This is a genomic window from Bradyrhizobium sp. BWA-3-5 (assembly GCF_032917985.1).
Taxonomy (GTDB): Bacteria; Pseudomonadota; Alphaproteobacteria; order Rhizobiales; family Xanthobacteraceae; genus Bradyrhizobium.
In genome coordinates this window covers 5,449,637-5,464,729 of the sequence record NZ_CP136626.1, presented here as the reverse complement: position 1 = coordinate 5,464,729, position 15,093 = coordinate 5,449,637, and the positions used below count along the sequence as shown (strand labels likewise).

16 protein-coding genes and 3 pseudogenes are annotated in these 15,093 nt (G+C 59.8%); 18 read left to right on the top strand and 1 reads right to left on the bottom strand.

The features are described from left to right. Positions 1-3 precede the first annotated feature (3 nt). The 17 genes and pseudogenes from RX331_RS26270 to RX331_RS26190 all read left to right on the top strand — a co-directional run bounded on the left by RX331_RS26270 (position 4) and on the right by RX331_RS26190 (position 12,999). Entirely contained in the window at positions 4-363 is a 360-nt protein-coding gene (locus tag RX331_RS26270) for a hypothetical protein (protein ID WP_317252681.1), read from the top strand. Between the two features lie 30 nt (positions 364-393). Beyond that, positions 394-663 (top strand): DUF6129 family protein, encoded by a 270-nt coding sequence (locus RX331_RS26265; protein WP_317252680.1) that lies wholly within the window; start codon positions 394-396, stop codon positions 661-663. Then, positions 660-1,839 (top strand): annotated as a pseudogene (locus RX331_RS26260) (DegT/DnrJ/EryC1/StrS family aminotransferase); the annotation flags it as partial. The gene RX331_RS26265 and the pseudogene RX331_RS26260, both read left to right, overlap by 4 nt. An 83-nt stretch (positions 1,840-1,922) precedes the next feature. Then, positions 1,923-2,183 (top strand): hypothetical protein, encoded by a 261-nt coding sequence (locus RX331_RS26255; protein WP_317252679.1) that lies wholly within the window; start codon positions 1,923-1,925, stop codon positions 2,181-2,183. A gap of 384 nt (positions 2,184-2,567) precedes the next feature. Further along, positions 2,568-3,134, top strand: coding sequence for a HipA domain-containing protein (locus RX331_RS26250; RefSeq protein ID WP_317252678.1), 567 nt, complete (start codon positions 2,568-2,570; stop codon positions 3,132-3,134). Next, the gene (locus tag RX331_RS26245; RefSeq protein WP_317258253.1) at positions 3,046-3,495 is read left to right on the top strand and encodes a HipA domain-containing protein; all 450 of its coding nucleotides are present in this window, start codon (positions 3,046-3,048) and stop codon (positions 3,493-3,495) included. The genes RX331_RS26250 and RX331_RS26245 overlap by 89 nt, the downstream gene beginning before the upstream one ends. A gap of 740 nt (positions 3,496-4,235) precedes the next feature. Beyond that, on the top strand, positions 4,236-5,120 hold the full coding sequence (gene nifH, locus RX331_RS26240; RefSeq protein WP_317252677.1) for a nitrogenase iron protein: 885 nt from the start codon (positions 4,236-4,238) through the stop codon (positions 5,118-5,120). Positions 5,121-5,262: 142 nt separating this feature from the next. Beyond that, on the top strand, positions 5,263-6,012 hold the full coding sequence (locus RX331_RS26235) for a nitrogen fixation protein NifQ (protein ID WP_410708018.1): 750 nt from the start codon (positions 5,263-5,265) through the stop codon (positions 6,010-6,012). Between the two features lies 1 nt (position 6,013). After that, positions 6,014-6,457, top strand: a complete 444-nt coding sequence (gene irr / locus RX331_RS26230) for a Fur family transcriptional regulator Irr (RefSeq protein ID WP_317252675.1) — start codon at positions 6,014-6,016, stop codon at positions 6,455-6,457. A 172-nt stretch (positions 6,458-6,629) separates the two neighbouring features. Then, positions 6,630-7,838 carry a homocitrate synthase gene (gene nifV, locus RX331_RS26225; protein ID WP_317252674.1) on the top strand — a complete coding sequence of 403 codons (1,209 nt, stop codon included), beginning with the start codon at positions 6,630-6,632 and terminating at the stop codon, positions 7,836-7,838. After that, the gene (locus tag RX331_RS26220) at positions 7,822-8,421 is read left to right on the top strand and encodes a hypothetical protein (RefSeq protein ID WP_317252673.1); all 600 of its coding nucleotides are present in this window, start codon (positions 7,822-7,824) and stop codon (positions 8,419-8,421) included. Before nifV ends, RX331_RS26220 begins: the two co-directional genes overlap by 17 nt. Before the next feature lie 169 nt (positions 8,422-8,590). Next, on the top strand, positions 8,591-8,932 hold the full coding sequence (gene nifW, locus RX331_RS26215) for a nitrogenase stabilizing/protective protein NifW (RefSeq protein WP_317252672.1): 342 nt from the start codon (positions 8,591-8,593) through the stop codon (positions 8,930-8,932). A 96-nt stretch (positions 8,933-9,028) separates the two neighbouring features. Continuing rightward, positions 9,029-9,346, top strand: a complete 318-nt coding sequence (locus RX331_RS26210; RefSeq protein ID WP_317252671.1) for a hypothetical protein — start codon at positions 9,029-9,031, stop codon at positions 9,344-9,346. 31 nt (positions 9,347-9,377) lie between these two features. Then, positions 9,378-10,230, top strand: a pseudogene (locus RX331_RS26205) (electron transfer flavoprotein subunit beta/FixA family protein). Further along, complete coding sequence (locus RX331_RS26200) at positions 10,227-11,336, top strand: electron transfer flavoprotein subunit alpha/FixB family protein (RefSeq protein ID WP_317252670.1); 1,110 nt, start codon at positions 10,227-10,229, stop codon at positions 11,334-11,336. The pseudogene RX331_RS26205 and the gene RX331_RS26200 overlap by 4 nt, the downstream one beginning before the upstream one ends. Positions 11,337-11,356: 20 nt before the next feature. After that, positions 11,357-12,664, top strand: a complete 1,308-nt coding sequence (locus tag RX331_RS26195) for an FAD-binding protein (protein WP_317252669.1) — start codon at positions 11,357-11,359, stop codon at positions 12,662-12,664. Between the two features lie 38 nt (positions 12,665-12,702). Continuing rightward, positions 12,703-12,999: a ferredoxin family protein gene (locus tag RX331_RS26190; RefSeq protein WP_317252668.1), complete on the top strand. Its 297-nt coding sequence runs from the start codon at positions 12,703-12,705 to the stop codon at positions 12,997-12,999. A gap of 821 nt (positions 13,000-13,820) precedes the next feature. On the opposite strand, the pseudogene RX331_RS26185 reads toward RX331_RS26190, so the two are convergent. Further along, positions 13,821-14,061, bottom strand: a pseudogene (locus tag RX331_RS26185) (peroxiredoxin); the annotation flags it as partial. Positions 14,062-14,685: 624 nt separating this feature from the next. Here RX331_RS26185 and RX331_RS26180 point away from each other — a divergent pair. Beyond that, positions 14,686-15,066: a hypothetical protein gene (locus tag RX331_RS26180; protein WP_317252667.1), complete on the top strand. Its 381-nt coding sequence runs from the start codon at positions 14,686-14,688 to the stop codon at positions 15,064-15,066. Positions 15,067-15,093: the final 27 nt, after the last annotated feature.

The following is a 15,093-nucleotide window of genomic DNA, read 5'->3' as shown; positions in this document are numbered from 1 at the left end:
GCGATGAATGCCGCGGTGATGAGAAAGGTAGCAATCAGCTTGATCGCCCACCCGAACGAGCTCGATCGCAAGCGGATCGAGCGTGCCTTGAGCTCGCGCAAACGCTATCGCTATGTCTCGCCGAATGTGAGGCCGGTAAGGAATGGTTACCTAATCGAGAGTCCCTGCTGCTCGGGCAATATCGACAAAGACGGCGGCTTGATTGATGTCGCGCTGATCCATCATGACGCGGTGAGCGCGACATGGAGGCTGTTTCATAAAGATCACGCGCTGGGGCTCTGGGAGTTTCACAGCATCCACAACCGGCTGATCGCGGCGATCGACGAACTGAACACAGATGCCGAGCGAGTGTTCTGGCAATAGCCGCTTTGGAACTGGTCATAAGGAGTCGCGATGGCGCTCGGCACCGACGAACTTATCGAAATCGAACGGCTGCTTGCGGCAGCTGACGTCGATGCAAGCCCGTTCGCCGAGTTGCGGCGCCGCTTTCCACAGCTCGCTTGCACACGCTGTGACGCGTCTGACATGACGGAGGCGCCGTTTCGCAGGTTTTCACGGTTCGACCTGCATCTGATCGATGGCTCTGCCCATTGCGTGCAAATCACAGCCGATCCGGCGCGCGCGACTGGTATCGTGCTGGCGGCAAGAAGTACTCGGCGATGACTAGCGTCGCAATAGCAAAGGATCACGACGCCCACGCGGTCAAGGCGGATGTATCTCTTATTCCGCTCTCCGATCCCGATGTCACCTTCGCCGAGCTCTCCGCCGTGCAAACGCTGCTGTGCTCGCCGCGGATCTCGAACGGGCCGGTGACTGAGGCCTTCGAGAAAGCCTTTGCCGCCTATCTCGGCCGAAAATATGCCGTTGCCGTCCCGAACGGCAGGATCGGGCTTCAGCTTGCGCTAAAGGCCGTCGGCATCGGGCGGGGGCAACGACGTGATCGCCTCACCCTATTCGTTTCGCGAGACGGCGCATGCAATCAGTCTCTCGGGCGCGCGGGCGGTATTTGCCGATGTTGACTATTGGTCGGGAGCGTTGGATCCAGCGAAGGTCGAAGACCGTATCACGGCCAACACGCGGGCGATTGTTGCCGGAAATCCTAATGGCCATCCGGCACCATGGTCGGAGCTGCGCGCGATCGCACAGCGCCATCAGCTGATGCTACTGGAGGATTCGACCGAGGCGATCGGATCGAGATACAACGGCGAACTCGTCGGCCGCTTTGGCGATATCGCGGTGTTCGACTTTGCCCAGCCTCTGGCCCTGACCTGCGGCGAGGGCGGCATGGCGGTGACCGACGATATCAACATAGCCGTCGGCTTGCGTCGCAATCGCGCCCATCGGCTGGATAACCTCTCCTCCTCTGTGGTCAGCAGCGCAGCGCCTTACCAGGTCGGCATGAGCGATCTCACAGCCGCGTTGGGCCTTGCGCAGCTGAAGCGCCTCAATGAAATCCTAGAGCGGCGCCGGCTCATCGAGCAGCTCTACAACGCACATATGTTATCATTCGAGGGTATCAAGCCGCCGTATGTCGGCACCGATGTGACGGTGGACTGGTTCCTCTATCTCGTGCATCTCGGGACGCGCTTCACGCGCTCCAGCCGCGATGCCATTGTCGATGATCTGTGCATCGCGCAGGTCGAGGCCGCCGCGTACTGCCATCCGATGCATTTGCAGCGTTACTATTTTGAGCTTGGCTATCGCTACGGCGATTTCTTGGTCACGGAAAAGATCGCCGATCGCGCCGTGGCGCTACCGTTTCACAGCCATCTCACTGACAACCAGATCGAGTTCATCGTGGAGACGACGAAGGACGCGTCCATAAACGTCGGGGCAGGTGACGGAAGCAAGGTCCTTGTCGACGGGATAACAACTGCCAACAATCTTGGCCTTACCAACGCAGTTCCGGCCAAGGTAATTGTATGGACGGACTGAAGAAACTGACCATGCGCATGTCAATGCGCGGCTTCACTCGCCTGACCAATGCGTTCTCCAAGAAGTTTGAGAACAACTGCCACGCGCTGGCGCTCTTTTTCGTGTTCTACAGCTTCTGCCGCGTCTTAAAGACTTTTGGCGCTACGCCTGCAATGGCTGCGGGACTTGTGGATAAGGTTTTAAAAATGTCGGTCGTGGTTGCGCCGATCGACGCGGCCAATCCGGTCCCTATAGTTCGCGGCCCTTAAAAAAACGGGCTATCGCTGCCGAATTCTGATTCGATCCGACGCAAGCACAAATTGCGTCGATCCAACATGTTTATTTTTCCTGAGCGCAATGACCCTATTGTCGCTCGCGGAAGGATCGCGTCGAGTTCGATCCCGTCGAGCTGAAGCTCCAGGGGCCCCCGTTCCGGACGACGAAGCTGCGCGGCAATTTCGGACCTTGCGCGATAGCTCGCCAGACGCCTGGGGACGCAAGCTCATCGAGACTCGCCTGGGCAATCCGTCGCCGACCGAAGTACAATATCTACTCAACTCGCCAGACGATCGCGCTGGCGCGCTCGGCTTCGGTCTGAACGTTCAACCGCCGGCATCGGTTCGCAAGTTCAACAAACGCTCGATTTGGCACGCTTGATCGCGCTTGCGGACCAGATCGTCGCCGCCGAGAAGGACCCAAAGGCGCCGGCACCTGCTGGCTCCGACGCCGAACAGGCTGAGGCGCTCATGCGCGCCGGTACGTCCATGGGCGGTGCGCGGCCGAAAGCCACGGTCGAGGACGAAGGCGCGCTCTGGCTGGCGAAATTCCCTCATCGCGATGACAGATGGAATAATCCGCGTGTAGAACACGCCATGCTCACCCTAGCTCGCGAGTGCAGCATCTCTTGTGCCGAAAGCCGGATGACGACCATCGCAGATAAGGACGTACTTCTGGTGAAGCCGTTCGACCGCCACAAGGCCGAGACGGGGTATCTGCGCAGCAGGATGGTGAGCGCACTTACGCTGCTTGATGCGGACGATACCCAGGAGACCGCCGACAAGCGCCAGAAATGGTCCTACTTGCTTCTTGCCGACGAAATACGGCGAGCTACATCGGGGAGTCAGACCAAGGATCTGCCCGAGCTCTTCCGTCGGGGTATGCTTCAACGCACTCATCTCCAACACCGACGATCATCCGCGCAACCATGCGATCCTAGCTAAGGACCATGCTTGGTCGCTGTCGCCAGCTTATGACCTTACTCCGAACCCGATGATCGCGCTGGAACGCCGCGACCTCGCCATGGCGTTCGGCGATTGGGGTCGATACGCCAACCGGACCAATCTGCTGTCTCGGTGCGAGCGCTTTCTACTCTCTAAGGATCAGGCCGCGGCCATCGTCGATGGCCTGCTATCAACGATCAGCTCATCCTGGTACGCGGTCTGTCGGCAGGCGGGAGTCAGCGAACGCGATTGCGAACTCATCCGCAGCGCTTTCGTGTACGAGGGATTCGAATACGACTTGAATGATCCGACGATCGTAACCGACGACCCGGAGGAGTTGCCGACGATGCGCGCCCGCTAGACTAGACAGCGCGGAAGTGCATCTTGGCCGAACTCCAGGGCGTCTTGCCTTGGCCCGGGCCAAGCGACCGCTGCGGTGGCATATCGCCTCGGCGGGATGGATCTCACGGTCCTCCGCCAATGGCGTGGCGCTGGCAATCATCACCACGACCAGCTTGCCATCCCTGGCATGCCGATTGCCCCGCGGCGGCAACGGCGACGCCCTTGGCATAGGGCTCCTCTGGTGTCGCCAGCTCATGGGTTTCGATGTCATCATAGCATGAATTGCAGGGCCGCGCAGTGATCTCGTCATGATCAAATCACGAACACCCGTCGCCGGTCCACGGCCTTCGATGTTTCGACATCGATCTGCATTGTCGCTCTCCTGAAAATCGCGCCGGAGGGGCAGCTTACAAAAGTCGGTTGGCAACGTGCGTTCCGCGGACGGACTGAAATCGCCTACGGCGCGGGTCTCCTGCCGGTTGGAGCGCTTGTTCGCTTCCTGACAACGGCAGAGCTGCTGTCACTTTCAAGCCAGCTGACGCCTATGGCTGGGCCGTATTTTTCAAAGCCTAATCAGAAGGTTAAGCAGCACGGACAGTGCTGGCATGACGGTTGCTATGAGCTTGCCGCAACACTGAGTGAGGGCTGAGTGCACGCCGACGCGCAAAAGACGAGCGATGCTCTCCTTCCCTTGAGCCCGTGTGCACAAGCTCGCGCGCACTTCGCGCAATCTTTGGCAATCGGTTGATGGAGAGTAGCATGGCTTCACTGAGACAAATCGCATTCTACGGCAAGGGTGGCATCGGCAAGTCGACCACCTCGCAGAACACGCTGGCGGCGCTGGCCGAGATGGGCCACAAGATCCTGATCGTCGGCTGCGATCCCAAGGCAGACTCGACCCGCCTGATCCTGCACGCCAAGGCGCAGGACACGATTCTAAGCCTGGCTGCGAACGCTGGCAGCGTCGAAGACCTCGAAATCGAGGACGTCATGAAGATCGGTTACAAGGACATCCGCTGTGTGGAGTCGGGTGGCCCGGAGCCGGGTGTGGGGTGCGCCGGTCGCGGCGTCATCACCTCGATCAACTTCCTGGAAGAGAATGGCGCCTATGAGGATATCGACTACGTCTCCTACGACGTGCTCGGCGATGTCGTCTGCGGCGGCTTTGCGATGCCTATCCGCGAGAACAAGGCGCAGGAGATTTACATCGTGATGTCCGGTGAGATGATGGCAATGTATGCCGCCAACAACATCTCCAAGGGCATTCTGAAATATGCCAACTCCGGCGGCGTGCGGCTCGGCGGCCTGATCTGCAACGAGCGGCAGACCGACAAGGAGCTGGAGCTGGCGGAGGCGCTGGCCAAGAAGCTCGGCACGCAGCTGATCTATTTCGTGCCGCGCGACAATGTCGTACAGCACGCGGAGCTGCGCCGCATGACCGTGCTGGAGTATGCGTCGGACTCCCAGCAGGCAGATCACTATCGCAATCTCGCGACCAGGATTCACAACAATGGTGGCAAGGGCATCATCCCGACCCCGATCTCCATGGACGAGCTCGAGGACATGTTGATGGAGCACGGCATCATGAAGCCGGTCGACGAGTCCATCGTCGGCAAGACCGCCGCCGAACTCGCTGCTTCGTAAAGAGTGCGCGAATGAATGCCGGCTTCCCCGATTCTCGGGGAGGCCGGCGTTCTGGCGAGATTTGAGGGCCACCACAGTATCCGCCGAAGCACGCTTGAGCGTAGTGGGGTCGTGAAGCCATGTTCGAAGCACAATCAGTCCGATGAATATCACCACAGTGACGAACGCGAGCGGCGCGTCGCGTACGGGAATTGCGACCTATCGCCTGCTCGCAGGTTGCCATCCCGCAGACGCTGACATCAGTAGCGACAGCGATTTCGATCGCCACGTGCTCGCGTCCATTCTGGCCACCGCTGCGATGGAGGGGGGGCGGATTTCTGACAGGGCCGGCCTGTCCGGCGACGAGCTCGTCGCATTGTTGGAGCAGCACTTCCCCTCGTTTCGGATCAAACCCGAGGAGCTGCATTTGCATTTCACGTGCGATGAGAACGATGAGGTCGCAATGTTGCGTGATCTCCTGCTCGCGCAACGGTCGACCGACGGCGACACCGGTCGCTGGCTGGCTGCGATGATCGCGCGTCGCGCCATCGAGCCAAATCACCTATGGGAAGATCTCGGATTGCGCGATCGTGGCGAAGTCTCCCGACTTTTAAGCCGTCATTTCGCGCCGCTCGCCGCGCGCAATATCAACAATATGCGCTGGAAGCGCTTCTTTTATCGCACCCTGTGCGAGGACGATGGCCTCGTGATGTGCACGACGCCGGTGTGCACGCAATGTAACGACTTCAACGTCTGCTTTGGCGATGAGAGCGGTGAGAGCCGGATGGCCGAGCGCCGGCGAGACGCTCTGTTGCCGGCGGCTGCACTAGCTGAGTCGCGCCGGACAGATCGTCCGTTGGCGAGCGTTTCGGTCGATGACCACGCGGGTCCTGCGGGGTTTGCGGGGGATTAAGGTGGACGCGGCTGAGGCCGATTTTGGCGGGCTAGGCCCCAAGGCCGGCTGCAAGGATCTCCTGCTCAAGGCCGGGCTGCGGCCGACGCGCCAGCGCGTGATCTTAAGCAAGCTGTTGTTTGCCGGGGGCACCCGGCATGTTACAGCAGAGATGCTGTTTACCGAGGCGCGCGCCGCCGGCTTTCCGATCTCGCTGGCTACCGCCTACAACGCATTGAAGCAGTTCACGCAAGCGGGCCTGTTGCGCCAGATTCCTCCAAACGGGGTACGATCATTTTTCGACACCAACACCACGCCGCATCCGCATTACTATCTGCACGGAGAGGATACCCTGCTCGATATTCCCGCAGCCGATCTTCTGCTTGCGAGTGCGCCTGAGGCGCTGCCGGGCCACGAAGTCTCCGGCGTCGATCTGATCATTCATCTGCGCCGCACGCCGAGTTGATCCGAACCTATCGCGCCGAGAAGTAAGCCGGCCCGCCGCTTTGCGACGCTGTCGCGTTTGCGACATTAGGTCTGCTACAAAAAATTCAGCTTTATGAGTGAGTTAGGTCGACTGCTGACGTGGCACGCGGGTTGCTGATGCCTTCATTGACTAAGGTCAACAAGGAGCCGCCATGATCGCCGCCGCCGCTACGAAACCTCCATGGTCCGACACGGCTCGGACCAAGCCGATCGTGCTCAATGACACGACGCTGCGCGATGGCGAGCAGGCGCCGGGCGTCGCCTTCAAGGCAGCCGAAAAGGTGGCCATCGCGCAGGCACTGGCAAGGGCTGGCGTCACCGAGATTGAGGCGGGGACACCCGCCATGGGCCATGAGGAGATCGCCGCCATCCGCGCCATTGTCGAGGCCGATCTGCCGCTTACCACCATCGGCTGGTGCCGGATGCGTGAAGCCGATATCGACGCAGCCATCGAGGCCAAGGTATCCATGGTCAATGTGTCGATCCCGGCCTCTGACCTGCAGATTGCCGCCAAGCTTGGCGGTGACCGCGATGTGGCGGTGGAACAGGTGAAGCGGGTGGTCGGGTATGCCCGCGAGCGGGGGCTTGAGGTCGCTGTTGGTGGCGAGGACTCCTCCCGCGCCGATGTCAATTTTCTCATCACTCTGATCGCAACTGCAAAGGCTGCGGGCGCGCGGCGCTTTCGCATCGCCGATACGCTCAGCGTGCTTGATCCCGACTCAGCCTCCGCGCTGATCGCGCGTCTGCGCGCGAAGACCGATCTCGAGCTCGAATTTCACGGCCATGACGATCTTGGGCTCGCGACCGCAAATACGCTCGCCGCCATCAAGGGCGGCGCGAGCCACGCCTCGGTGACTGTCATCGGGCTAGGCGAGCGCGCAGGAAATGCGCCACTGGAGGAAGTCGCGGTTGCGCTCAAACAGCTCTACGGGCACGACACCGGCATCGTGCTGTCGGAACTCGAGAAGGTCGCTGCAGTCGTCGCAGCCGCGGCTACACGCGCGATTCCTCTGAACAAAGCGATCGTTGGCGAGCATGTGTTCACTCATGAGTCCGGCATTCATGTGGATGGCTTGTTGAAGGATCAACGCACCTATCAATCGCTCGACCCGCAATTGCTCGGCCGCTCCAATCGTATCGTGATCGGTAAGCATTCGGGGCTGTCGGCGATCACCTCGCTGCTTAAGGAATTGCAGCTCGCCGTCAGCGCAGAAGAGGCGAAGCGGATCCTGTCTCGGGTGCGCGAACATGCCGTCGAGTACAAGAGGCCGGTGCCGCGCGAGACCGTGGCGGCGATTTGGCGCGATGTTTGCGAACGATCATTGACCGACTGCGGTGAGGGCCATGTCCAGCATCGTTAACCCCGATCGCGTCGCAGTAACTCCCGCATGGCGAAAGCCCTCGCTGCTCGTGCTTGGTTCTGTGTTTCTGCGCAATCGCGCGGCGTGCAACCAGCTCGAGACCTTGCTGACCTACCGCAGCATCCATGCTGTGATCTGCTATTTCCTCGCGAGACGCCTCTGGACAGCCGGCTGGCGGTTTCCGGCGCGGCTGTTGTCCTGGTTCGGCGGCTTCCTGGCTCATATCGACATCCATTTCGGCGCGACCATGGGTCGTTTCTTCATCGATCGTGGAGCCTGTCGTGCTAGGCGAGACTGCCAAAGTAGGGAGAGCTCAATGCTCTATTACGACATCCCGCTTGGCGGCGTCATTGTCGCACGAGCAAGTGCCATCCTACCGCGGAGGACTGGGAATTGGTCGGTGACGGAGCAAAGATCCTCGGTCCGATCACCCTCGGGTTCGACGCGCGCATTGGGAAGACATCCGGTTATCATCGAGAGCACCCCGTCCGACATCACTCTGGTCGGCATTCCGGCGCGCGCGTGCGGTCGCAGCGGAGCCATCGCCGCTTTATCGGCCATATCGGCCTTGACCACCATCTGATGCTGTTCCGCTCAGCAAGGCGATCGCTGTCCTGCTCGACCGGTCGAGTTTTTAGGAGACGCGTTTGGGCCATATGCAGCGCCAGCGTCGCAAGGTGGGCTGCCGCGAAACGACCAGCTTATCCCGCGTCAAGAGCACGGGCCGGCGGCCTAACCCAAGGAGATTTTCGATGAGCGACACACAATCGGCTGCCGGCATCCTCTATCGGCTCAACAAGGCCTGCTCGGCGGAGGATTTTTTTGCCCTTCTCGGGGTCGACTACGACCCTAAAATCGTCAACGTCGCGCGCCTGCATATCTTGAGGCGCATGGGGCAATATCTCGCCAAGGAACAGTTCGCAGGTGCGGCGGAGGCAGAGGTGACGGCGCGGTGCAAGTCGGTATTGGAGCAGGCCTATGCCGATTTCGTGGCGTCGTCACCGATCGAACAGCGCGTGTTCAAGGTTTTGCAGGATGCGGTCGCGGAGCCGAAGAAGCAGGCGGCTTTCGTGCCATTGAGTGCGCTGAAGTAACCTCGTGCATCACTTCAGTGCAGTTTGCCCATGTCGGATCAGCGCGTTGCGCCGCCAAACTCATAACTGAGATCAACTCTGTCGCCTTCCCGACGTATGTCGAACCTGAAACCGTCGGCGATGCTAACTGCCAGTTTATCATCCTCTCTCAACGCGTTGGTTTTTCAACCATTTTTGATGGCGCCGCAATTGGTACAACACTTGCTGTTCTCCGGCCAAGTCCGTCGTCTACGCAGACCCGACCGAATGTCGCTGTCCGAGATGAAATTTGGAGAAAGACCAATGATGTTGTCGTTACTGCTCGCAGCTCGCGCCGGAATCATCTTGTGGGTCACGTTCGCAATAATGCCGCTCGAAATTGCCTTTGACGCCATCGAGGATGTGATTGACCGGGAGATGGCCGCCAATGGGTAACTCGCGTGTGCACCGTACCTCTGGAGAAGGCATGCACAGCGTCGCTTGCGTCAAGCAGATCCCAGGCTCCGCGCAGATCCGCGTGCACCTCGTGAGCAACACGATCATGCGGCAGGTGTGCCGACCATCATCAACGCCTGTGACCCGTTCGCGATGCAAGCCGCGTTCGAGTTGCTTGACAGGTTTGGCGGTGAGATCACCGTGCTCACGATGGGCCCACCATCGGCAAAGGATCCCCTGCGCAAGGCGTACCTTCGGTGCCGATCGTCCGGTTCTGCTCAATGACCACTTCTTTGTCGGCGCCGACACGCTGGCCACGACTTACGCGTTCGCGTCCGCGATCCGGACAATCCGTGGTGCGTTTGGCTCGCCCGATATCATCTTCGCCGGCAAGCAGAGCATCGACGGTGACACCGCTAAGGTATTAGCCTGGCATAGCCAGGAAGCCAGGCCTGTTGCAGTTCACTCTGGTCGTCGAAATCGCCGTTCTCGATCTCACCTGCCGCACCGTCGAAGCAGACCGCCGCGCCGAAGCCGACGTGCAGATGTTGCGCACAAAGCAGTCCCACCTGATCACCTGCCGGAATCGACGAACCAGATTAGCGGCGGCGTCGATGGCCGACGCCCCGCGCGCCGGTACGGCGCCGGTGGTGAAATCGAGCGCGCAGGAAGCTGGCTTCGAGGATATCTTGAAAGGCGACCTGCACGACTCAGCGACCATCGTCAAACTGGTCTTTGCGCCGTCGCCGCACGCCGCCAAGACGGAGCTGGTGGAAGCCGCAAAGCAGCCGGTAGAGGCGCTGATCGAACCCATCTTCAAACCGGAATCCGGAGTCGAGCTTTGCGGTGCTGGCGCGCTGATTCTAAGGGAGTTTGAGCCATGAGCAATTTCATCAAAGGTCCTACGCCTACCGCCGGCGGCCGGGCAGCAGCTAAGAAAGAATTGCCGGAACACTTCAAGGCCTACAAGCATGTCTGGGTCTTCATCGAGCAGGAGCGAGGTCAGGTGCATTCCGTTTCCTGGGAGCTCATGGGTGCGGGCCGCAAGCTCGCAGACAAGCTGAAGGTCGATCTCGCTGCGGTTGTAGTCGGCCCGGAGGGCGAGGCGGCGCGCAGCGCCGCCATCGAATCCTTCTGCTACGGCGCTGACCTTGTCTATCTCGTGGCCGACAATGTGCTATCGGAGTATCGTAACGAGTCCTACACCAAGGCACTGACCGATCTCGTCAACACCCATAAGCCCGAGATCCTGCTATTGGGCGCCACCACACTCGGTCGCGATCTCGCGGGCTCGGTCGCGACAACGCTACTGACGGGTCTCACCGCCGACTGCACCGGGCTGGACGTCGACGCGGATGGTTCACTTGCGGCCACGCGTCCGACCTTTGGTGGCACGCTACTTTGTACGATCTACACCTTGAATTACCGGCCGCAAATGGCAACCGTCCGCCCACGCGTCATGCCGATGCCCGAGCGCGTCGCACGCGACGCCGCCCGTATCATCATCCATCCGCTTGCTCTCGTCGAAGACGATATCGTCACCAAGGTCCTGTCGTTCATCCCAGACCGGGATTCCGCAAAATCCAACCTCGCTTATGCCGATGTCGTTGTCGCCGGCGGCTTGGGTCTGGGGTCGCTGGAGAATTTTCAGCTGGTGCGGCAGCTCGCCGCCATGATTGGGGCCGAATTTGGCTGCTCGCGACCACTGGTACAGAAGGGCTGGGTCACTTCCGACCGGCAAATCGGACAAACCGGTAAGACCATACGGCCAAAGCTCTACATCGCCGCTGGTATTTCCGGTGCGATCCAGCATCGGGTCGGCGTCGAGGGCGCGGACCTGGTCGTCGCCATCAACACCGACAAGAACGCGCCGATTTTTGACTTCGCCCATATCGGCATCGTGACCGACGCGATCCATTTGCTGCCGGCGCTGACGGCCGCATTTCGTGCGCGGCTGTCGCCGCATTCGCGCGACCGCATTGCGAGCTAGCGCACCAGAAGGAGAGACTCATGATCGAAGAACGATTCGACGCCATCGTCGTTGGCGCCGGCATGGCAGGCAATGCAGCGGCGCTGACCATGGCTAAGTGTGGCATGAAAGTGCTGCAGCTCGAGCGCGGCGAATATTCGGGATCGAAGAACGTGCAGGGCGCGATCCTCTATGCCGATATGCTGGAAAAGCTAATCCCGGACTTTCGCGAGGACGCGCCACTCGAACGTCATCTGGTCGAGCAGCGGTTCTGGATGATGGACGATCGCTCCCATGTCGGTCTGCACTACTGGTCCGACGAGTTCAATGAGCAGCGGCCCAACCGCTACACCATCATCCGCGCGCAGTTCGACAAATGGTTCTCCTCGAAGGTCCGCGAGGCCGGCGCGACGGTGCTGTGCGAGACCACGGTGACCGAACTCGCGCGAGATGCCAACGGCAAGGTCATCGGGGTGCACACGGATCGCGGTGACGGCGAAGTCCATGCGGATGTCGTAGTGCTGGCGGAGGGCGTCAACGGCCTGCTCGGTACTCGTGCGGGTCTGCGCGATCGGCCTAAGCCTGACAAGGTTGCACTCGCGGTGAAGGAAATGCACTTCTTGCCGCGCGAGACCATTGAGGCACGCTTCAATCTCGAAGGCGACGAGGGCGTCGTGATCGAGGCTGCCGGCACCATTTCCCGCGGCATGACTGGGATGGGCTTCATCTATGCTAACAAGGAGTGCATCTCGCTCGGCATCGGCTGCCTCGTCGCCGACTTCCAGCGCACGGGCGAGACGCCCTATGGGCTGCTCGATCGCTTCAAGCGGCATCCGTCTGTGGCGCGGCTGATCAAGGGCTCCGAGGTGAAGGAATATTCGGCGCATCTGATCCCTGAGGGAGGCTACAAGGCGATCCCGCAGCTTTATGGTGAGGGCTGGGTGGTGGTGGGCGATGCCGCGCAGCTCAACAACGCCATTCATCGCGAGGGCTCTAACCTCGCGATGACCTCGGGCCGCATCGCGGCCGAAGCAATCTCGCATGTGAGGTCGCGCCGGGCTCCCATGAGCGCTGAGAATCTCGCGCTCTACAAGAAGATGCTGGACGACTCCTTCGTGATCAAGGATCTGAGGAAATACAAGGATATGCCAACGCTGATGCACACCAATTCGCAAAACTTTTTTCTTACCTATCCGCAGCTTGTCTCAAGAGCGATGCAGAATTTTGTGCGCGTCGACGGCACGCCAAAGGCTGAGAAAGAGAAGGTGACGTTGAAATCTTTTGTCAATGCGCGGTCATGGACAGGTTTGTTCGGCGATGCATTCCGCTTCGCCCGCGCCTGGCGCTGACCAACCAACGTCGAAGCCGAACCTAAGGAGCTGAAAACATGACTGTCGAGCCCTCAATGCGCGTCGAGGATAAGCTGTTCTACAATCGCTATCTCGTCGACGTCGGTCGTCCGCACATCAAGGTACGCGCGCACACCAAGCCATCGCCGCAGCTACTTGCCCTTTTGAAAGCGTGCCCCGCGCGCTGCTATGAGCTGAACGACAAGAGCCAGGTCGAGATCGCCGTCGACGGTTGCATCGAGTGCGGCACCTGCCGCGTCATCGGAGAGCCCACCGGCGACATCGAATGGAGCTATCCGCGTGGGGGATATGGGGTGCTATTCAAGTTTGGGTGAAGGCTGAACGACAGGCAGTGTGTGATTGCCATTAATGAGGCGATCTCGCGGCGGATACAGTTTCGCCGCGCACCGCCTGCGCGAGAGACCGAAATCTAGCAAAAACCGCAACTTGGGGTGAGGGGACGCTTCGCGAACTCAGCGCCTTAGCCCGGCGGATTCTTCTCACGAACGCATCAAACGGGGAAACCGCCGAATGAGGCCTTATCCAGCTTAGGCTCGCGAGCCGTCCGAGGGCTGTATCAAGCCGCGCTTATAGCCAGCGACCACCGTCCGGGCCGGGATCGCTGATGAGGATGGTGCATGGCGAAGATGGAACCGCTTCGCCCCAGACACGACAAGACATGCTGGTTGTAAATGCGACCGCTGTACCGCGCGACTTTCGTAGGGTGACGCCGCAGGTGCATTCATTATGGATAACAAACTCGCGCGATGATGCCGGACTCTCGCCCGCGGCCGTTCGCGCGTGGGCGTTGATCGGCGCGTTAGTCAATCTCGCTTTTGTTGGACTAGTTCTATTCTGCTGCTGAGCCCAGATCTGGCCAACTAGCCTTGACCGCATCCGGTCGCTGACAACATCGTTTGGACAACTTGCGTTTGCTCCACCAAGGAAAAATCGATCGATGTTGAGAAAGAAGAAGTAGTAGTGTCGTGGACGGAGATGCACCAGATATTACAGCACGAAATGCATCAGAGATCCGGTACGCATTTGCGGCCGAGGTTCTATCGCCCGCGGCGCTTACGGCGCGTCTTGGATGAGACCTTCTCACCGCAGAACAAATACGCGCTGTTGTGCTGGCTACCGCGATCGCGACCCGCACCACGGCCTCCTTCCTGCTGCGACCGACATTCAGATTGGTCGCATAGACATGCTGGATGGTGTTGTCGGGATCGACGACGAACGTATAGCGATATGCAACGTCGTCAGGGGAGCGCGCGCCCAGGCCATCGACCAGCCGGGCCGTTGGTGTCGGCAAATTGCCAGATCGGCAGATGGTGCAGATCCTTATGCTGGCGTCGCCAAGCGAGCTTGCAGAACTCGTCGGAGATCACGCCGCCTAGCGTTTGCCGCGGGACACCAATTCAGTCTCACGGTGCCCAGCCGAAAAGACGAGCTCGGCGGTCACGGCCTGACCCGCCAATGTTATTCCTGCAGGGCCCCTCAACTAGCCGTACGGAGGACTACTCCAGGTCGGCGCAACCGAGTTTGCTAGTGCTTGCTCAATCAATTTCCTAACACCTTCCGATCTGCTCATGCCATAGGATCTTGACCAGCGTTCGATCCGTTGAATCAGCTCCTCTGGCGCTCGGAAGGACAGCATAGGGTCCTTACCGGTGGGGGGCCGCCCCATTTTGGCATGCGGCTTCCGTTCCTTTCGTCTTCCAGCTCTAGTTCTTGTCTTCATAAGCAACCCTGAGTCTGATTAGGTATTACCCGAAGGGTAGACAGTGATTCGGGTATTACCTTAAATAAATCTCTAAAATATAGGTAATACCTTTTCCTCAAAATTCAAAGATGGGTATTACCCAAAGGCGAATTGTGGCCAGCCTGTGCTGCAGCAGCAGCGCTGTGATTCGTCGCATTGAACGGAGGGCACTAGGACCTTACATCTGAACGGGAAGGCACTGGTAAGTGCCACGACCAGGTCAAGATCCTGTGCGATAGTGCAACTATACGGAGAGATCTTGATTGACCTATCCAATCCAACCTTGTTATTAACGCCACGTGAACACTTTCCCGCCACACTCCAGTCCAGCCGTTTCCTGATGGGTAGTGCCAAGGACATGAAGCGCCGTTTGAAGCCGCTCTCGAAGAGCAACGAGATGCGATCGCTCGCTCTCGCGCTCGGCGCAGGCCAGGGCGCCCCGGACATATTGAAGCTGCTGGAGTCTGATCCAGAAGCGGCTAAGCTCATTGGCAAGTACGCAGAACGTGCGCGCTCGTCCTTTGCTGCCGCGTATCCGGGGCAGACGCGGGAAAAGACGATCAGCAACGGCGATTGGGAACAAGCGGGCTACGCGGGCATCGCGGGATTGAACCGCATCTTGGGACTTAAGAGCTCCTAGTACCATCGCCCCTCATTGCGGGGCAGG